Raw genomic sequence first — 18,611 nt, 5'->3', positions numbered from 1 at the left:
TGCTCGTTCAGTCCTCGGGTACTGGTCAGCTGCCGATGTTCGGGTCGAAGGTGAAGATCACCAAGGTCCCCAGGAAAAGCACGATCAGCGCGGACGTGTAGAGCAGCGCCTTGAGCCAGAACCGGGTCTGGTCCCGCTCCGCGTAGTCGTTGATGATCGTGCGCAGACCGTTGACACCGTGCAGCTCGGCGAGCCACAGCATGATCAGGTCCCACGACTGCCAGAACGGCGAGGACCAGCGGCCCGCGACGAACGCGAAGCCGATCCGGCTGACACCGCCGTCGAGTACGAGCTGAATGAGCAGGTGGCCCAGGACCAGAACGACCAGGAGGATGCCGGACAGCCGCATGAACAGCCAGCCGTACAGCTCGAAGTTGGTCGTCGTGGAACGCGGCGAACGCTTGCTGCGCGGGGCTTCGATCGACGGACCGCCGCCGCTGATCTTCGGGGCGTTCTCAATGGTTGCAGACACGTCAGCTCCCGAAGATGGACTTGATCGAGTGCTCGAGGATCGGATAGGCACTCCCGGCCATGAGCACGACCCAAACGCCGACGACCGTCCACAGCATCTGCTTCTGGTAGCGCGGGCCCTTCTCCCAGAAGTCCACGGCGATGATCCGCAGACCATTGAGCGCGTGGAACAGGATGGCCGCGACCAGCCCGTACTCCATCAGGTTGACGAACGGGTTCTTGTAGATCTCGATCGTCTGGTCGTACGCCTCGGGCGATACCCGAACGAGTGCGGTATCCAGGACGTGCGCGAACAGGAAGAAGAAGATGAGGACGCCGGTGACTCGATGAGCCACCCATGACCACATGCCTTCCCGGCCGCGGTAGAGCGTTCCAGCCGGCACGGAAACTACCCTCCGGGTGCGGTACAAGGGGGACGCGGCCGGCTGGGAGGGTGTCCGCATTCCGTGTCGGACCCTCTGGTTGTCGGTCGGCCCGGCCGGGTATCGGTCGCCCGGCCCCGGCCATGGTAGCCACCGTTCGGGGGCCGTCTTGTGGCAGGGCGCGCGATGTGATCCATTCCGCACGACAGAGTGGAACCATCCGAGTGACGGGGTCGTCCCGGGTCACAATTTGCTGACACCCCGTCAGCACTCGTACGGGTGAAAGCGCCACGCTTGCGGACGAAAGAACAAGGCAAGCGCTGGACCCCAGGTCAGAGGCGTGTCGGGGCGGTAAGACTGACATCACATCAAGTACGCGTATTCAATGGCCCCGTCGGTCCATACGATGCGACCCATGACGGAGGCTACTGTCGATGGCGGCACGTCTACCGGGTCCACCTTCGCGAGCCAATTCCCGCAGCCCACGCGGGAACAATGGCAGCGCCTCGTGGCCGGCGTGCTCCGCAAATCGAAGGTGCTGGGCGAGAACGACGCGCCCGAGCACCCCGAGGACCTGCTCGCGACCACTACCTATGACGGCATCAAGCTGTCACCGCTGTACACGGAGGCGGCCTCTCGACCGGGCGTACCCGGGCTGAGCCCGTTCGTCCGGGGCGCGCGGGCGGCCGGCAGCACGGCCGAGGGCTGGGACGTGCGCCAGTTGCACGCCGACCCCGACCCGGCCCGGGCCAACGAGAGCGTGCTCGCGGACCTGGAGAACGGGGTCGGCTCCGTTTTCCTTCAGGTGGGTGACGGCGCGCTCGCACCGGCCGACCTCGCCCGCGTGCTCGACGGCGTGCTGCTCGACCTCGCTCCCGTGGCGCTGGCCACCGGGGCCGACTTCGTTCCCGCCGCCGACGCGCTGCTCGCGGTCCTGCGCGCGAGCGACGTCGCCCCGGGGGAGCTGCGCGGCAACCTCGGCGCCGACCCGATCTCCCTGCACGCGCGGACCGGGGCGGGGGCGGACCTCGCCGCCGCGGCCGAGCTCGCGGTGCGGGCGCGCGCGGAGTTCCCCGCGCTCCAGGCGATCGCCGTGGACGGGCAGCCGTACCACGAGGCGGGCGGCTCGGAGGGCCAGGAACTCGGTGCGGCCACCGCGGCCGGCGTCGCCTACCTGCGCGCGCTGACGGCCGCGGGCCTGGACATCGACACCGCCCTCGGGCTCGTCGAGTTCCGCTTCGCGGCGACCGCCGAGCAGTTCCCCACCATCGCGAAGCTGCGCGCAGCCCGCCGCCTGTGGGCCCGCGTCGCACAGGCGTCCGGCGCCTCCGGGCCCGCCGGCGCGCAGCGCCAGCACGCGCTGACCTCGTGGGCGATGACCACGCGGCGCGACCCGTGGGTCAACATGCTGCGCACCACGGTCGCGGCCTTCGCGGCCGGCGTCGGCGGTGCCGACGCGGTGACCGTGCGCTCGTTCGACGCGGCGATCGGCCTGCCCGACCCGTTCTCCCGCCGGATAGCCCGCAACACGCAGGCGCTGCTGCTGGAGGAGTCGCACCTCGCGCAGGTGATCGACCCGGCCGGCGGCTCGTGGTTCGTCGAGCGGCTCACCGACGACCTCGCCCGTACCGGCTGGGCGTTCTTCCAGGAGATCGAGCGGCGCGGCGGGATCGTCGCGGTGCTCGACTCGGGCTGGCTCGCCGAGCGACTGGCCGAGGTCCGCGCGAAGCGGGACAAGGACATCGCGGACCGGACCGACCCGATCACCGGGGTCAGCGAGTTCCCGAACCTGACCGAGGTGCCCGTCGTGCGCGAAGCCGCGCCCGACGTCCCGGTCTCCGCGGCCGGGCTGCCGCGGGTGCGCTACGCCGAGGCGTACGAGACGCTGCGCGACCGCTCGGACGCGATGCTCGCCGCCTCCGGCGCCCGCCCCGCGGTGTTCCTCGCCACGCTCGGCCCGCTCGCGCAGTACACCGCGCGCGCCGGCTTCGCGACGAACCTGTTCGCGGCGGGTGGCATCGCCGCGGTGGAAGCGGGAATCACCGCGGTGGACGAGGCCGCGATCGGCGAGATCGTCGAGCGCTGGACGGCCGCGGGCAGCCCCGCGACCGCGGTGCTCACCTCCTCGGAGAAGCTGTACGCGACCCTCGCCGCGCCCGTCGCCGCGGCCCTGAAGGCAGCCGGCGCCCGCCGCGTCCTGCTCGCGGGCCAAAAGGCGCACGGAGCCGACGTGGACGGGTACGTGTACACCGGGTGCGACGCACTCGCGGTTCTGCACACCACGTACGAGACGTTGTCGACGACCCCGGAGGGGGCGGCATGAGCATCCCCGACTTCACCCAGGTCGAGCTCGACGCGCCGGTGTCCGGCGACCTCGACGCGTGGCGCGACGCCGTGCGCGAGGAGACCGGCAAGGACGCCGACGCGCTGACCCACGACACCCCCGAGGGCATCCCGCTCAAGGCGCTGTACACCGAAGAGGACCTCGAAGGGCTCGACTTCCTGGGCACCTACCCGGGCATCACGCCGTTCCTGCGCGGTCCGTACCCGACGATGTACGTCAACCAGCCGTGGACGATCCGCCAGTACGCGGGCTTCTCCACGGCCGAGGAGTCGAACGCGTTCTACCGCCGCAACCTGGCGGCCGGGCAGAAGGGCCTGTCGATCGCGTTCGACCTGGCCACGCACCGCGGCTACGACTCGGACCACCCGCGCGTGTCCGGCGACGTGGGCATGGCGGGCGTGGCGATCGACTCGATCTACGACATGCGCCAGCTGTTCGACGGCATCCCGCTGGACAAGATGTCGGTCTCGATGACGATGAACGGCGCGGTGCTGCCCGTGCTCGCGCTCTACATCGTCGCGGCGGAGGAGCAGGGGGTGGCACCGGAGCACCTGACGGGGACGATCCAGAACGACGTCCTCAAGGAGTTCATGGTCCGCAACACCTACATCTATCCGCCGAAGCCCTCGATGTCGATCATCTCCGACATCTTCGCGTACACCTCGCAGAAGATGCCGAAGTTCAACTCGATCTCCATCTCGGGCTACCACATCCAGGAGGCCGGAGCCACGGCCGACCTGGAGCTGGCGTACACGCTCGCGGACGGCATCGAGTATCTGCGCGCCGGGGTCGAGGCGGGCCTGGACATCGACGCGTTCGCGCCGCGCCTGTCGTTCTTCTGGGCGATCGGGATGAACTTCTTCATGGAGGTCGCCAAGCTGCGGGCGGCGCGCCTGCTGTGGGCCGACATCGTGAAGTCGTTCGGCGCGAAGAACCCCAAGTCGTTCTCGCTGCGCACGCACTCGCAGACCTCGGGTTGGTCGCTGACCGCGCAGGACGTGTTCAACAACGTCGTGCGCACGTGCGTGGAGGCGATGGCCTCGACCCAGGGCCACACCCAGTCGCTGCACACCAACGCGCTGGACGAGGCGCTCGCGCTGCCGACCGACTTCTCGGCCCGGATCGCGCGCAACACCCAGCTGCTGCTCCAGCAGGAGTCGGGCACATGCGACGTGATCGACCCGTGGGGCGGCTCGGCGTACGTCGAGCGGCTCACCCACGACCTGGCGATCCGCGCGCGGGAGCACATCGCCGAGGCGGAGAAGGCCGGCGGCATGGCGTCGGCGATCGCGGAGGGCCTGCCGAAGCTGCGGATCGAGGAGGCGGCGGCGCGCACCCAGGCCCGGATCGACTCGGGCCGGCAGTCGGTGATCGGCGTCAACAAGTACCTCGTCGCCAGCGACCAGGCGATCGACGTGCTCAAGATCGACAACAAGGCGGTCCGCGAGGGTCAGCTGGACAAGCTGCGCCGGCTGCGCGAGGAGCGCGACGACGACGCGGTCCGCCGCGCGCTCGCGGCGCTGTCCGGTGCCGCGCAGGCCGACGTCGAGGGCACCCGCCCGCGTGACCTCGAACACAACCTGCTCGCGCTCGCGGTGGACGCCGCGCGCGCGAAGGCCACGGTCGGCGAGATCTCGGACGCCCTGGAGTCGGCCTACGGGCGCCACCAGGCGCAGATCCGTACGCTGACCGGCGTGTACCGCGAAGAGGTGGGGATGTCCCCGAACGTCGAGACGGCCCGCTCGCTGGTCGCCCGGTTCGAGGAGCTCGAAGGCCGTCGCCCGCGCATCCTGGTCGCCAAGATGGGCCAGGACGGCCACGACCGCGGCCAGAAGGTGATCGCCACGGCCTTCGCCGACCTCGGCTTCGACGTGGACGTGGGCGCGCTGTTCCAGACCCCGGGCGAGGTGGCCCGGCAGGCCGTCGAGGCGGACGTGCACGTGGTCGGGGTGTCCTCGCTCGCGGCCGGGCACATGACGCTCGTGCCGGCGCTGCGCGAGGAGCTGGCGGCGCTCGAGGCCGGCGAGATCATGGTCGTGGTCGGCGGGGTGATCCCGCCCGCCGACGTGCAGCCGCTGCTCGACATGGGGGCCAGGGCGGTCTTCCCGCCCGGCACGGTGATCGCGGACGCCGCGGTGGACCTGCTCAAGAGCCTGTACAAGCAGCTGGACCACGAGCTGCCGGTCGACTGATGGCACGCGTGATCGACGTCGGCGCGTACGCCGAAGGCGTGCTCGCGGGCAATCGGACGATCCTGGCCCGCGCGGTCACCCTGGTCGAGTCCACCCGGGCCGACCATCGGGACCAGGCGCAGGAGCTGTTGGTCAAGCTGCTGCCGCACGCCGGAGGTGCCCACCGCGTGGGCATCACCGGCGTGCCCGGCGTCGGCAAGTCCACCTTCATCGAGACCCTCGGCACCCGCCTGACGGGCGCGGGTCACAGGGTCGCGGTGCTCGCGGTCGACCCGTCCTCCTCGCGGCACGGCGGCAGCATCCTCGGCGACAAGACCCGGATGGGTCGGCTCGCCGTGGACGACCACGCGTTCGTCCGCCCCTCGCCCACCGCCGGCACGCTCGGCGGCGTCGCGCGGGCCACGCGCGAGTCGATCGTGCTGATGGAGGCGGCGGGATACGACGTGGTGCTGGTGGAGACGGTCGGCGTGGGCCAGTCCGAGACGACCGTGGCGAACATGGTCGACTGCTTCCTGTTCCTGACCCTCGCGCGCACCGGTGACCAGCTCCAGGGCATCAAGAAGGGCGTCCTGGAGATGGCCGACGTGGTCGCGGTCAACAAGGCGGACGGCGACTACGAACTCGCCGCGAAGCGGGCGGCTCGCGAACTCGCCGGCGCGCTGCGGTTGATGCGGCGGGCCGGCGAGTCGTGGATCACGCCCGTGCTGACCTGCTCGGGGTTGTCCGGGGCCGGTCTCGACGAGGTCTGGGGCACGATCCTCAAGCACCGACAGACGCTGGAGGCCACCGGCGAGTTGGCCGAGCTGCGGCGTCGTCAGCAGGTCGACTGGACGTGGGCGACGGTGCACGACTCGCTGCTCGCGGAGCTGCGCGGGCACCCGGCGGTTCGGGCTATCGTGCCCGACCTCGAGCGCGACGTGCGCGAGGGTCATCTCACCGCGACGCTCGCCGCGTCTCGCATCCTGGACGCGTTCCATGGGCGGCAAGGGGAGTCCTGATTAATCGGGCGCTCGAATGATTCGCCCCGCAGGGGGCAGAAGTCGGCAAGTGTCCGAACGAGCACAGTGGCATACCCCTACCGGCCGTAGCGCATGCGCTGGCGGGAGCATTATTTCTCACCCGAACGGGGGTATTTCGCCCTCTACCACGTCGCGAAGTCGGATGCAACGTACTCTTGCGTGGGTGAGCGATTCCCTCCCCGCCCAGGCCGCCGCCAAGGCCGCGGCTTTCGCCGACGAGCTCGTCGCTTTTCGGCGCGACCTGCACATGCACCCAGAGCTGGGCCGGGAGGAGTTCCGTACGACCGGGCTCATCCGAGAACGGCTGGTACGGGCCGGCCTGAAGCCGCGGCTCCTGCCCGGCACCGGCCTCGTCTGCGACATCAGACCCGACCGGGCCTCGCCCGGCGGACGGACCACCGACGCGCTGATCGCCTTCCGCGGCGACATCGACGCGCTGCCGGTCGACGACGTCAAGGACGTGGACTACCGTTCGACCGTGCCCGGACGCGCGCACGCCTGCGGTCACGACGTGCACACGTCGATCATCCTGGGCACCGCTCTCGTGCTCGCCGAGCTCTCGCGCGAGGGCCTGCTCCGGCGTCCGGTCCGGCTGATCTTCCAGCCGGCCGAGGAGAAGCTCCCGGGCGGCGCGCTGGACGTGATCAAGGCGGGCGGCCTGGACGGCGTGGCCGAGATCCACGCGATCCACTGCGACCCCAAGGTCGAGGTCGGCCGGGTCGGCCTGCGGGCCGGCGCGATCACCTCGGCGTGCGACCGGGTGGTGATCAGCCTCACGGGCCCCGGCGGCCACACCGCCCGCCCACACCTCAGCACCGACCTGGTGACCGCGCTCGCCAAGATCGCCTCCGAGCTGCCCTCCGCCTTCTCCCGCCGGATCGACCCGCGTTCGGGCGCGAGCCTGGTGTGGGGCCGGATCCAGTCCGGCTCCGCGCCGAACGTGATCCCGCAGTACGGCGAGCTGGAGGGCACGCTGCGCTGCCTGGACCTGGCGGCGTGGCGGCAGGCCCCCGACGTGATGCACGAGCTGGTCGACGCGATCGCCTCGACCTACGGCGCGAAGTGGGAGCTGGAGCACCACCGCGGCGTCCCGCCGGTGGTCAACGAGCCCGACGCGGTCGCCGCGATGCGCACGATCGCGACCGGTGTGCTGGGCGCGAGCGCGGTCGAGAGCACCGAGCAGAGCCTCGGCGGCGAGGACTTCTCGTGGTTCCTCGACCAGGTCCCCGGGCAGCTCACCCGGCTGGGCGTGCGCACCCCCGGCGAGCCCGTATACGACCTGCACCAGGGGCAGTTCGACGTCGACGAGCGCGCGATCGGGATCGGTGTCCGGCTGTTCGCGGGGCTCGCGCTGCGGCCGTTCCGCTGATGGCCAACCGTTCGGTGGGCGTCGCCCGTGCCGACGCCCGGACCCGGACGTATGCGGAACTGTTAACCACCGCGTATCCCGTCCCCGTTCCTCCCGCGTTCGGGAGTCTGTAATGTTCCGACCCGGTGCCGTTCGATGTCGTTCGGCACCGGGTCTTTTCACGTCGCGGACTGCCCGGTTCCGCGCCGACCCCTTTCGGCACCGGCCACACGGCCGGTCTAACGGGGCGTGTTGCGGTGGCGATTCACGGTTCTTGTCGCTCATATTCTTTTACTAGGTATGCTCTCCGACGGCTAGCAGGTCTACGCGCGTTTACCAGGGAACCAAGCGCGTCAGAGTCTGCATCTGGGAGCAGCGCCCGAAGGGGCGCTCATCGGAAGGAGACACCCGTGCGCCGGGTATCCAAGGTGACCGCAGCTGCGGTCGGCGTCACTCTCGCCCTTACTGCCACCGCCGCGTGCGGTAGCAAGCCCAAGGACGACGACAAGAAGTCGGATTCGGGCGCGAGCGCCTCGGGCGGCACCACCGCCGCCAAGATCGACTTCAAGGCCTGCATGGTGACGGACACCGGCGGCATCGACGACCGTTCCTTCAACGCCTCCTCGTGGGCGGGCCTCGAGCAGGCCAAGAAGGAGCTCGGCGTCGACGTGAAGTACATCACCTCGAAGACCGAGAACGACTACGTTCCGAACCTGAACAGCCTTGTCAACGACAAGTGCGGCCTGATCATCGCGGTCGGCGGCCTGATGGCCGACGCGACCAAGGCGGCCTCCACGACGCACAAGGACCAGAAGTTCGCGATCGTCGACTCGACCAGCATCGAGCCGAACGTCCAGGGTCTGCAGTTCAACACGGCCGAGGCCGGCTTCCTCGGCGGCTACCTCGCCGCGGGCTACTCGAAGACCGGCAAGGTCGCCACCTTCGGCGCAAAGGCGATCCCGCCGGTCACCGTCTTCATGGACGGCTACGTCGAGGGCGTCAAGTACTACAACCAGACCAAGGGCAAGAACGTCCAGGTCATCGGCTGGGACGAGGCCAAGGGCGACGGTTCGCTCACGGGCAAGTTCGACTCGCCGGCCGAAGGTGAGCGGACCGCCAACGACTTCATCGCCCAGGGCGCCGACGTGATCATGCCGGTCGCGGGTCAGACCGGTCTCGGTGCGGCCTCGGTCGCCAAGAACAGCAACGGCAAGGCCAGCATCATCTGGGTCGACACGGACGGCTACGAGAGCGCCCCGCAGTACAAGTCGGTCTTCCTGTCGACGGTCACCAAGGACATCAAGGGCCAGGTGTTCAACGCGGTCAAGGCCGCCTCGGGCAACCAGTTCACCACCAAGGCGACCATCGGCACCCTCGCCAACAACGGTGTGGGCCTGGCGCCGTTCCACGACTTCGAGTCGAAGGTCCCCGCGGACCTGAAGGCCGAGCTGGACACGGTCAAGGCGGACATCATCAGCGGCAAGATCAAGATCGCCTCGAAGAACCAGCCGAAGTAGTCGGCGACCGGGCGCCGCGGAAGAACCCTTCCGCGGCGCCCGTGCCCCCAGGTCTGTCCCTGACCCGGGCCCCGAACGGGGGACCCGGGTCGAACCCGTAGTGGCCCCTCGCCGGGGGGCGTAGCCGAGGAGGTCTCCGCGTTGAAGCTCGAACTGCGCGGAATCACGAAACGGTTCGGGTCGCTGGTCGCCAACGACCACATCGACCTGACCATCGAGCCGGGGGAGATCCACTGCCTTCTCGGTGAGAACGGTGCCGGAAAGTCGACCCTGATGAACGTGCTCTACGGGCTCTACGAGCCCACCGAGGGCGAGATCGTCGTCGACGGCACCCCCCGCACCTTCCGCACCGCCGGCGACGCGATCGACGCGGGCATCGGCATGGTCCACCAGCACTTCATGCTGGTCCCGGTGTTCACCGTCGCCGAGAACGTCATGCTCGGCCACGAGGAGACCCAGGCGCTCGGCTGGCTCGACCGCCGCCGGGCCCGCAAGCGGGTGCTCGACCTCGTCGACGAGTACGGCCTCAAGGTGGATCCCGACATGCTGGTCGAGGACCTTCCGGTCGGTCTCCAGCAGCGCGTGGAGATCCTCAAGGCGCTTGTGCGGAACGCCAAGGTGCTGATCCTCGACGAGCCGACCGCCGTGCTGACGCCGCAGGAGACCGAGGAGCTGTTCCGGGTGATGCGCGCGCTGCGCGCGTCCGGGCACTCGATCGTGTTCATCACGCACAAGCTCAAAGAGGTCAAGGCGGTCGCCGACCGGATCACCGTCATCCGGCGCGGCAAGGTCGTCGGGACCGCCGACCCGGCCTCGTCCGAGAAGGACCTCGCGTCGCTGATGGTCGGCCGGCCGGTCAAGCTGGTCGTCGACAAGGCCGCGGCCGAGCCCGGCGCGGTGCGGTTCGAGGTCAACGACCTCACCGTGCTCGACGAGAACGGTCAGGCCGTGGTGGACCGGGTCGACCTGCGCCTGCGCGAGGGCGAGATCCTCGGCATCGCGGGCGTCGACGGCAACGGCCAGAGCGAGCTGACCCAGGCCATACTCGGTCTGCGCACCCCGGCCGCCGGCTCGATCAGCCTGGACGGGAACGACCTCGCCGGCCGCAGCCCGCGGCAGATCCTCAACGCCGGTGTCGGCTTCGTGCCCGAGGACCGGCAGCACGACGGCATCGTGGGCGACTTCACCGTCGCCGAGAACCTGGTCCTGGACCTGGTGACGCAGGCGCCGTACGGCAGGCGCGGATCGATCAACCCGGCCGCGGTGCGCGACAACGCGCGGCACCGTGTCGAGGAGTTCGACATCCGCACCCAGACCATCGACTCGCCGGCCGGCACGCTGTCCGGCGGCAACCAGCAGAAGGTCGTGGTCGCGCGCGAACTGTCGCGCCCGCTGCGGCTGTTCATCGCGTCGCAGCCCACCCGCGGCGTCGACGTCGGTGCGATGGAGTTCATCCACAAGCGGATCGTGTCCGAGCGCGACGGCGGCACGCCGGTGATCATCGTGTCCACCGAACTGGACGAGGTGGTCGCGCTGGCCGACCGGATCGCGGTGATGTACCGCGGCCGGATCGTCGACATCGTGCCGCCGACCACCTCGCGCGGCGACCTCGGTCTGCTGATGGCCGGCGTGCTCCCGAGCACGCAGCACGCCGCCGAAGCTGCCGCGGCAGCCGAAGCCGCCGCCGCGGACGGCGCGGGCAGCGCGGACGTGACCGACGCGGAAGCGGTCGACGCAGTGGAGAACGACGCAGTGGAGAACGACGCAACCCCGGGGGAGGAGGACAAAGCGTGACCGAGGACAACAAGAACACGCCCGGCGAGCCGACCGAGCCCAAGCCGGAACCCACCAAGGCGAAGGCGACGGAGCCCGAGCGGGGCGGCGCGACCGCCACGGCCCCGGACAAGCGCTCGCTCGGCCGGGCGATGCTGGACGCGATCATCACCGGCAACTCGGCCGTGGTGACCTTCCTGGCGATCCTGCTGGCGCTCGTCGTCGGCGGGGTCCTGATGGTCCTCGCGGACCAGGACGTGCTCGACGAGTTCAAGTACTTCTTCGCCGCCCCGGGCGAGGCCCTCTCCAGTGCGTGGACCCTGGTCTCCGACGCGTACGTGGCGATGTTCAAGGGCGCGATCGTCAACCCGGACACGTTCTCGGACCCGGACAGCACGGTCCAGGACATCTTCCGGCCGCTCTCCGAGACGATCACGCAGGCCACGCCGCTGATCTTCGGCGGACTCGCGGTCTCGATCGCGTTCCGGACCGGCCTGTTCAACATCGGCGCACAGGGCCAGATCATCGTGGGCGCGGTATTCGCCTCGTGGGTCGGCTTCGTGATGGACCTGCCCCCGGTGATCCACCTGGTGCTGGTGATCCTGGCCGGTATCGTCGGCGGTGCCCTGTACGCGGGTCTGGCCGGTGTCCTCAAGGCCCGCTACGGCGCGCACGAGGTGATCGTCACGATCATGCTCAACCACATCGCCGTGCTCATGCTCGGTTGGCTGCTGACCACCGACGTGTTCAGGCGCGGCGGCCAGTCGCAGCCGATCGGCAAGGACGCGAACGAGAACGCGGTGCTGCCGAACCTGTTCGGTGACGACCTGCGGATCCACTTCGGCATAATCCTGGCGCTGATCGCGGCCGGTATCTACTGGTGGCTGCTCAACCGCTCGACGCTCGGCTTCGAGCTGCGCGCGGTGGGCTCCAACCCGGAAGCGGCCCGTACGGCGGGCATGAGCGTGGCCCGCGCGCAGATCCTGGCGATGGTCATCGCCGGTGCGATGGCCGGCCTCGCCGGTGTGTCCCAGGTGATGAGCTCGACCAACCCGGCGCACACGCTGACCCCGAGCATCGACGCCGGGATCGGCTTCGACGCGATCACCGTGGCCCTGCTCGGTCGCACCAAGCCGCTGGGCACCGTGCTCGCCGCGCTGCTGTTCGGCGCGCTGCGCGCGGGCGGTTCGGTCATGCAGGCGTCCGCGAACGTGTCCGTCGACATCGTCATCGTCATCCAGGCCGTGATCGTGCTGTTGGTCGCGGCACCGCCGCTGGTGCGGTCGATCTTCCGGCTGCGCGGCGCACGCAAGGGTGCCGAAGGCAGCCTGACCGCCAAGGAGACCGTGGGGGTCCAGGCATGAGCGAGCGGAACCCTGAAGGAGGCACGCAGGTGGCGGACCCCGTGATCGCTCCCGAGGTCGCCGCACCGGTGAGCCCCACCGGCGAGGCCGCCGACGTGCTGCGGATGGCGGCGCGCAAGAAGGCGCTGATCACCGGCCTCGGCTTCGTCGTGGTCGGCCTGTACGCGCTGTGGGCGTTCGGCCTCGGCACCGAGGGCGGCATCGACGCGGTCTTCGGCATGACCGTGCCGAACCGCGACACCACGCAGGTGGACGACCTGTCGCTGCCCGCGCGCGCGGTCGCGATCGCGATGTCCGTGCTGTGCATGGTCGCGGGCGGGCTGCGGATCGCGCTCGACCGGTCCAAGCTCGGCCGCCGGCTGAGCGTCGCGCTGTTCCTGATCGCGTTCGTGATCGCCTTCCTGACGTGGGCCGTCGCGGGCAAGCAGATGTCCTTCGCGGGCGTCCTGCAGAACACCCTGCTCGCGGCCGTGCCGCTGGTGCTCGGCGCGCTCGCGGGCGTCATCGGGGAGCGCTCCGGCGTGGTCAACATCGCGATCGACGGCCAGTTCCTGTTCGGCGCGTTCGGCGCCGCCATGACCGCCTCGATCACCGGGTCGCTGTGGGCGGGCCTGTTCGCCGGCGCGGTCGCCGGTGCGCTGATCGGCGGGCTGCTCGCGGTCTTCGCGGTGCGCTACCTGGTCGAGCAGGTCGTCCTCGGTGTCGTGATCAACCTGCTGGTCGCCGGTGTCACCGGCTTCCTGTACACCCAGCTGCTGCAAAAGGACCCCGAGGGGTACAACAACCCGGGCAGGTTCGACAACATCCGGATCCCGGGTCTGGCCGACATCCCGGTGATCGGCACCATCCTGTTCGACGCCAACATCATCGTGTACCTGACGTACGTGCTGGTCGCGGTCGTCCACCTCGGCCTGTTCCACACCCGCTGGGGCCTGCGGGCGCGCTCGGTCGGCGAGCACCCGACGGCGGCCGACACGGTCGGCATCAAGGTCAACGCGACCCGCTACCGCAACGTGATCATGGCGGGTGCGATCGCCGGCATCGGCGGCGCGTTCCTGACCATCGGCACGGTCGGCACCTTCTCGAAGGACATGACCTCGGGCGCGGGCTACATCGCGCTCGCGGCGGTCATCTTCGGGCGCTGGCGTCCGCTGGGCGCGGTCGCGGCGGCGCTGCTGTTCGGCTTCACGAGCGCGCTCGCCACCTCGCTGCAGCCGCTGGACACGTCGATCCCGAGCGAGTTCCTGCAGATGATGCCGTACGTCGTGACGATCTTCGCGGTGGCCGGTCTGGTCGGCAAGGTGCGGCCGCCGGCGGCGGCCAACAAGCCCTATACGAAGGGCTGAACGGCGTGTCCGAGATCGACTGGACGGGGTTGCGCGAAGCGGCCACCGTCGCGATGCGGGGTGCGTACGCGCCGTACTCGAAGTACCCGGTCGGCGCCGCGGCGCTCGTGGAGGACGGCCGGGTGGTGTCCGGGTGCAACGTGGAGAACGCGTCGTACGGGCTCACCCTGTGCGCGGAGTGCGGCCTGGTGTCCGCGCTGCACGCCAGCGGCGGCGGGCGCCTGGTGGCGTTCGTGTGCGTCGACCGCGAGGGCACGGTGCTGATGCCGTGCGGGCGCTGCAGGCAGCTCCTGTGGGAGCACGGCGGCGCGGAGATGTTGCTCGAAACCAAGTGCGGGGTACGGCCGTTGCGGGAGGTCCTGCCGGACGCCTTCGGGCCGGAGGACCTCCGCTAGGCCCCGGTCCGGGCCTGGCTCCGGACCTGGGTCTGGGTCTGGGCCCTACCGTTATTCGTTTCGAGTCGAACCGGCCGCTGCGGCGGCCAAGAGAGAACGGGCAGCATGGACGCGATTTCGATCATCCGTACGAAGCGGGACCGCGGTGAACTGACGGCGGCTCAGATCGACTGGGTGGTCGATGCGTACACACGCGGCGATGTCGCGGACGAACAGATGTCCGCCCTCGCGATGGCGATCCTGCTCAACGGCATGACCGCGGACGAGATCAACCGCTGGACCGACGCGATGATAGCGTCCGGAGAGCGGATGGACTTCTCGACGCTGTCCCGGCCGACCGCCGACAAGCACTCGACGGGCGGCGTCGGCGACAAGATCACCCTGCCGCTCGCGCCGCTGGTGGCCGCGTGCGGTGTCGCGGTCCCGCAGTTGTCGGGCCGTGGCCTGGGCCACACCGGCGGCACCCTCGACAAGCTCGAAGCCATCCCGGGGTGGCAGGCGGCGCTGTCGAACGACGCGATGATGCGCGTGCTCGAGGACGTGGGCGCGGTCATCTGCGCGGCGGGCGACGGTCTGGCGCCGGCCGACAAGAAGTTGTACGCGCTGCGCGATGTGACCGGCACGGTCGAGGCGATTCCGCTGATCGCCAGCTCGATCATGAGCAAGAAGATCGCCGAGGGCACCGGCGCGCTGGTGCTGGACGTCAAGGTCGGCTCCGGCGCGTTCATGAAGGACCTGGCCGACGCGCGCGAACTGGCCCGCACGATGGTCCGGTTGGGCGTGGACCACGGGGTCAAGACGGTCGCGCTGCTGACCGACATGTCCACGCCGCTGGGCCTGACGGCCGGCAACGCGCTGGAGGTCCGCGAGTCGGTCGAGGTGCTCGCGGGCGGCGGCCCGGCCGACGTCGTCGAGCTGACCCTGGCGCTGGCGCGCGAGATGCTCGCGGCGGCGGGCAAGGACGACATCGACCCCGCGGACGCGCTGCGGGACGGCTCGGCCATGGACGTCTGGCGACGGATGATCCAGGCCCAGGGCGGCGACCCGGACGCGAAGCTGCCGGTGGCGCGCGAGACCCAGGTGGTTCAGGCGGCCTCGTCCGGCGTGCTGACCCGCGTGGACGCGTACGCGGTGGGCGTCTCGGCGTGGCGCCTGGGCGCGGGCCGGGCCCGCAAGGAGGAGCGGGTCCAGGAAGGCGCGGGCATCGAACTGCACGCCAAGCCGGGCGAGACGGTCACGGCCGGACAGCCGCTGATGACCCTGCACACCGACACCCCGGAGCGCTTCGCCTACGCCACCGAGATCCTGCCCGACGCGGTCACGATCGCCCCGGCGGGAACGGCCTTCGAACCGACCCCGATCCTGATCGACCGAATCGGCCCGACGGCCTGATCCCCATATTTCCCGCGGCCTTCGGCTCTCCCTCGGAGAGCCGAGGGCCGCTTTCGCGTTCGTTTCGGTGACGCCGTTGCGCTCGCCCGGAAATGGATGGCGCGGGCCGACTGTCCGCGCAGATCCCAAGTCGGGGTGAACCGGTGGATCGCATTACCGAGGCGTTGGGAGCGGGGCGGTATGCACGAGGAGGTTGGCATGGGTAGGACCGCGGATATCGACTTCAAGTTCGAGTCTTCTGTCGACATCGGCGACGTGCTCTCGGGTCTGCGGGGGCACGGAGTTTCGTTCACCATGGACGGAGGGGTCTCGTATGTGGTGGACGAGGACGGCCTGTTCGACTGGATCAAGGTTGAACAGGAGCGGATGCCCGAGGTGCTGCGTCGCTTCGCTCAAGCGGACGCGGGTACGACGACGATCGGAATTTCGGCGCTGTTGGATGAGTTCCCGAGAGGCGGAGATCTTCTCTTTCTGCCGGGGCGTCGAACCATCTCGTTCCTGATTGAAATCAATCGAAAGAATCTCTCGGCGGAGTCGAGCTTTTGTGACCTTGGATGGTATATCCATCGTTTGGTTCCGGCTCTGGAGCCTTTCGGATTGAATCAAATCAATACGAGCGATCTCCCGTACTGAGGAGTCGATCTCGATCCGGGTCGATCGGACATCGACCGAGGTCAGCGGATCGAGAGGTTGGCGATCACCGTGGCGTGGTCGGTGCGTGGTAGGTGGTGTTCGGAGATCGATACGACGTCGATCCCGTCGGTCACGAGGACGTGGTCGATGCCGAACAGCGGTGGCAGGCCGTGGAAGTAGGCCATCGGCCAGGTACGGGCGAGGCCCCGGCCGCGATCCTCGTGGGCGTCGCGCAGGCCGACGCCGGTGAGGCTGCGAAAGGACGCGTTGTCGAGCGTGGCGTTGAAGTCGCCCAGGAAGATCGCGGGGGTCGTGCGCCGCTCGGCCTCGCGACGCAGTGCGTCCATGTCGTGTGCCCACCGGCCGGCCTGCCCGCGCGTGGGCGGGATCGTGTGCACGCCCTGGATCCGGATCCGGCGCCCCTCGACCTCCACGGTGGCGCCGGGCATCGGCATCGTGGTCCGCTCGGGCAGCAGCCGGTCGTCGGTGAGCGGGCGCCGCGAGTAGATCGCGAGCCCGGCCGCGCCCGGTTCGCCGTGCCCGGCCACGTACGGGAGTTCACGGGTGAGGCCGGTGCGTTCGAGGTCTGCCGCGAGCTCGGGCGTCAGTTCCTCCACGACCAGTACGTCCACCCGCTCGCCCAGCGCGAGCTCGGTGATCCGCTCGGCCGGCGCGGTGCCGAAGTAGGCGTTCGAGGTCATCACGCGCAACCGGACGCCGCCGGCCGCGGGGCCGCCGTCGGCGGTCAGGCGCGGCAGCATCCACAAGGTGTGGACAACCACCAGGCCGAGCGCGACGAGCAGCGTGATCCGCATCCGTAGCAGCGCCGCCCCCAGCAGCACGAGTACCGAGGCCGCGGCGGCGTACGGCGCGAACACGGTCACGATCGCCACCGGCCACATCGCGTCGAAGACGAGCAGCCGGGCCCCGGTCACCACGACCGCGCCCGCGAACACCAGGCCGACCACACTGCGCCCGACCGTGCGGGCACGCCGACGCAGCCGCCACAGCCGAGGCGGCGACGAAGGCTCCACCGCCTGATCCGCCTCGGCCGCGGCGGTCACGGCCGGGTCCGGCCGGGGGTCTGCGGCGGGGGCGGGGTCGCCGGACGCGGCGGCACGGCCGTCTGGTCCGCGGCGGTGCCGGGCGCACCGGCGGCCGGGCTCGGCCCGGTCGGGACGGGTCGCGGCGGGGTCTCCGAGGGCCGCGGCCCCGTGGCCGCCGGATACGGCTGCTCGGCGGACACGTATCCGGTGCCCGCCGGCATGCCCGCGCTCGTCCGCTCGGCCGACACCGAGTGTTCGGCCACCGGCTGTTGTCCCGTCGCGGGGTACTGCCCGGACGGCGCCGACCGGGCGGGCACGGCCTGATGGCCGCCCGTCCCGCCGCTGCCGCCGTCACGCGCGTACGAGGGCCATTCCTGGTGCGGCAGCGACTTGCCACGGGTGACCGTCGGCGGGCTCGGCGCGCCGAGTACGACGATCAGGAAGTACGCGCACAGCGCGAACAGCACGAGCACGCCGGCATTGACGGCGGTCTGTTCGACCCGGGCCGCGGCCGGTATGTCGGCGAAGCCCCCGCCGTCGTAGGCGAGCGCGCCGAGGGCCACCGTGAGCCCCGCGATCCCCTGCGCCCCGAGCACCCCGAGCGCGCTGCGCGTGACCACGCGCGCCCGCGGCGTCGGCCGCCCGGCATGCGTCACGAGGACCACCGCGACGGCGAGCAGCGCCGGCGTCAGGACGTCGAGCAGCGCGGACTGGCCGCCGTAGGCGCGGGCCGAGAAGCCGTCCACACCCGACCCCACGCCGAGCAGCACACGCATCGCGTCGACCACCAATTGCAGTGCCAGGAAGCCGACCAGCGCCCATGCCGCCGGCTCCCGCAAACGATCCGTTTCCTGCCGCATCCGACTGCCTCCCCGTGGCCACGTTCGCGGCTCAGGGTAGACGGGCGCGGGGCCCGGGGCAGGGCCGGCGTCGTCCGAACCACGACTCAGAAGCTCTTGAGCACGTCCTGCACGGTCATCCCGTCGGCGATGTCGCCCGTCACCAGGTCGGTGCCGACCGGCATGTCACCCATCTCGGTACCGACACTGTTGGACAGCGGGTTCACGCCGCCACCGTTCATCGGGTTGAGCTGTACGCGCTCGACGACACCGAGCACGGCGTCGGTCGCGGCGGCCGTGCCGGAGATCTCGTCGTCGGCGATGTCGGGTCGGGACATCTGGTCGGCCGCGACGGGCGCGGCCGTGGCGCTCCCGGCGATTCCGAACGCGACGGCGGCGCCGAGCGACGTCGCGGCGAGCACGGTGCGAAGAACGGAGGACATAACAGGTGGCCTTCCCTGTCGAGTACGGGAGACCACGCAACGTAGCCACTCGACTACGGAGAAAGCAATTCGGCGCCCCGCACGCCGATGTCCCGAATCCACTCCGAATTCGACGGAACCGTCACAG

16 protein-coding genes are annotated in these 18,611 nt (G+C 70.2%); 11 read left to right on the top strand and 5 right to left on the bottom strand.

Annotated elements, in window-relative coordinates; genetic code table 11:
• Positions 1–25 precede the first annotated feature (25 nt).
• The gene (locus OG928_RS12960) at positions 26–472 is read right to left on the bottom strand and encodes a succinate dehydrogenase hydrophobic membrane anchor subunit (RefSeq protein WP_406283239.1); all 447 of its coding nucleotides are present in this window, start codon (positions 470–472) and stop codon (positions 26–28) included.
• Position 473: 1 nt separating this feature from the next.
• Positions 474–854, bottom strand: a complete 381-nt coding sequence (gene sdhC, locus OG928_RS12955) for a succinate dehydrogenase, cytochrome b556 subunit (protein ID WP_406283237.1) — start codon at positions 852–854, stop codon at positions 474–476.
• 394 nt (positions 855–1,248) lie between these two features.
• Between sdhC and OG928_RS12950 the strand changes: the two genes are divergently transcribed.
• The 11 genes from OG928_RS12950 to OG928_RS12900 all read left to right on the top strand — a co-directional run bounded on the left by OG928_RS12950 (position 1,249) and on the right by OG928_RS12900 (position 16,156).
• Complete coding sequence (locus tag OG928_RS12950) at positions 1,249–3,156, top strand: methylmalonyl-CoA mutase subunit beta (protein ID WP_406283235.1); 1,908 nt, start codon at positions 1,249–1,251, stop codon at positions 3,154–3,156.
• Positions 3,153–5,369: a methylmalonyl-CoA mutase gene (gene scpA, locus OG928_RS12945; protein WP_406283233.1), complete on the top strand. Its 2,217-nt coding sequence runs from the start codon at positions 3,153–3,155 to the stop codon at positions 5,367–5,369. Before OG928_RS12950 ends, scpA begins: the two co-directional genes overlap by 4 nt.
• Positions 5,369–6,367: a methylmalonyl Co-A mutase-associated GTPase MeaB gene (gene meaB, locus OG928_RS12940; protein WP_406283231.1), complete on the top strand. Its 999-nt coding sequence runs from the start codon at positions 5,369–5,371 to the stop codon at positions 6,365–6,367. Before scpA ends, meaB begins: the two co-directional genes overlap by 1 nt.
• A 163-nt stretch (positions 6,368–6,530) precedes the next feature.
• Positions 6,531–7,757: an amidohydrolase gene (locus OG928_RS12935; protein ID WP_406283229.1), complete on the top strand. Its 1,227-nt coding sequence runs from the start codon at positions 6,531–6,533 to the stop codon at positions 7,755–7,757.
• A 389-nt stretch (positions 7,758–8,146) separates the two neighbouring features.
• A complete protein-coding gene (locus OG928_RS12930) occupies positions 8,147–9,253 on the top strand; it encodes a BMP family protein (protein WP_406283227.1) in 1,107 nt (368 codons plus the stop codon).
• 141 nt (positions 9,254–9,394) lie between these two features.
• Positions 9,395–11,047, top strand: a complete 1,653-nt coding sequence (locus OG928_RS12925; RefSeq protein ID WP_406283225.1) for an ABC transporter ATP-binding protein — start codon at positions 9,395–9,397, stop codon at positions 11,045–11,047.
• Complete coding sequence (locus OG928_RS12920; RefSeq protein ID WP_406283223.1) at positions 11,044–12,390, top strand: ABC transporter permease; 1,347 nt, start codon at positions 11,044–11,046, stop codon at positions 12,388–12,390. The genes OG928_RS12925 and OG928_RS12920 overlap by 4 nt, the downstream gene beginning before the upstream one ends.
• A gap of 29 nt (positions 12,391–12,419) precedes the next feature.
• The gene (locus OG928_RS12915) at positions 12,420–13,736 is read left to right on the top strand and encodes an ABC transporter permease (RefSeq protein ID WP_406283221.1); all 1,317 of its coding nucleotides are present in this window, start codon (positions 12,420–12,422) and stop codon (positions 13,734–13,736) included.
• A gap of 5 nt (positions 13,737–13,741) precedes the next feature.
• The gene (locus OG928_RS12910; protein ID WP_406283219.1) at positions 13,742–14,131 is read left to right on the top strand and encodes a cytidine deaminase; all 390 of its coding nucleotides are present in this window, start codon (positions 13,742–13,744) and stop codon (positions 14,129–14,131) included.
• 105 nt (positions 14,132–14,236) lie between these two features.
• Positions 14,237–15,523 carry a thymidine phosphorylase gene (locus OG928_RS12905; protein ID WP_406283217.1) on the top strand — a complete coding sequence of 429 codons (1,287 nt, stop codon included), beginning with the start codon at positions 14,237–14,239 and terminating at the stop codon, positions 15,521–15,523.
• 198 nt (positions 15,524–15,721) lie between these two features.
• Positions 15,722–16,156, top strand: a complete 435-nt coding sequence (locus tag OG928_RS12900) for a hypothetical protein (protein ID WP_406283215.1) — start codon at positions 15,722–15,724, stop codon at positions 16,154–16,156.
• 41 nt (positions 16,157–16,197) lie between these two features.
• Here OG928_RS12900 and OG928_RS12895 read toward each other — a convergent pair whose 3' ends face one another.
• The 3 genes from OG928_RS12895 to OG928_RS12885 all read right to left on the bottom strand — a co-directional run bounded on the left by OG928_RS12895 (position 16,198) and on the right by OG928_RS12885 (position 18,484).
• Positions 16,198–17,220 (bottom strand): endonuclease/exonuclease/phosphatase family protein, encoded by a 1,023-nt coding sequence (locus tag OG928_RS12895; RefSeq protein ID WP_406283213.1) that lies wholly within the window; start codon positions 17,218–17,220, stop codon positions 16,198–16,200.
• Complete coding sequence (locus OG928_RS12890) at positions 17,217–18,062, bottom strand: hypothetical protein (RefSeq protein ID WP_406283211.1); 846 nt, start codon at positions 18,060–18,062, stop codon at positions 17,217–17,219. The genes OG928_RS12895 and OG928_RS12890 overlap by 4 nt, the downstream gene beginning before the upstream one ends.
• 86 nt (positions 18,063–18,148) lie before the next feature.
• Positions 18,149–18,484, bottom strand: a complete 336-nt coding sequence (locus tag OG928_RS12885) for a hypothetical protein (protein ID WP_406283209.1) — start codon at positions 18,482–18,484, stop codon at positions 18,149–18,151.
• Positions 18,485–18,611 lie beyond the last annotated feature (127 nt).

Source organism: Embleya sp. NBC_00896 (genome assembly GCF_045207785.1).
Classification (GTDB): domain Bacteria; phylum Actinomycetota; class Actinomycetes; order Streptomycetales; family Streptomycetaceae; genus Embleya.
Note: the sequence above shows the minus strand (reverse complement) of the source record. Positions and strands in the feature narration are given on the sequence as shown.

Bases quoted from the DNA above. Each gene is read 5' to 3' on its own strand.
- OG928_RS12950 (WP_406283235.1), top strand. From the start codon at position 1,249: ATGACGGAGGCTACTGTCGATGGCGGCACGTCTACCGGGTCCACCTTC.
- scpA (WP_406283233.1), top strand. From the start codon at position 3,153: ATGAGCATCCCCGACTTCACCCAGGTCGAGCTCGACGCGCCGGTGTCC.
- meaB (WP_406283231.1), top strand. From the start codon at position 5,369: ATGGCACGCGTGATCGACGTCGGCGCGTACGCCGAAGGCGTGCTCGCG.
- OG928_RS12935 (WP_406283229.1), top strand. From the start codon at position 6,531: ATGCAACGTACTCTTGCGTGGGTGAGCGATTCCCTCCCCGCCCAGGCC.
- OG928_RS12905 (WP_406283217.1), top strand. From the start codon at position 14,237: ATGGACGCGATTTCGATCATCCGTACGAAGCGGGACCGCGGTGAACTG.
- OG928_RS12900 (WP_406283215.1), top strand. From the start codon at position 15,722: ATGGGTAGGACCGCGGATATCGACTTCAAGTTCGAGTCTTCTGTCGAC.
- OG928_RS12890 (WP_406283211.1), bottom strand. From the start codon at position 18,062: ATGCGGCAGGAAACGGATCGTTTGCGGGAGCCGGCGGCATGGGCGCTG.
- OG928_RS12885 (WP_406283209.1), bottom strand. From the start codon at position 18,484: ATGTCCTCCGTTCTTCGCACCGTGCTCGCCGCGACGTCGCTCGGCGCC.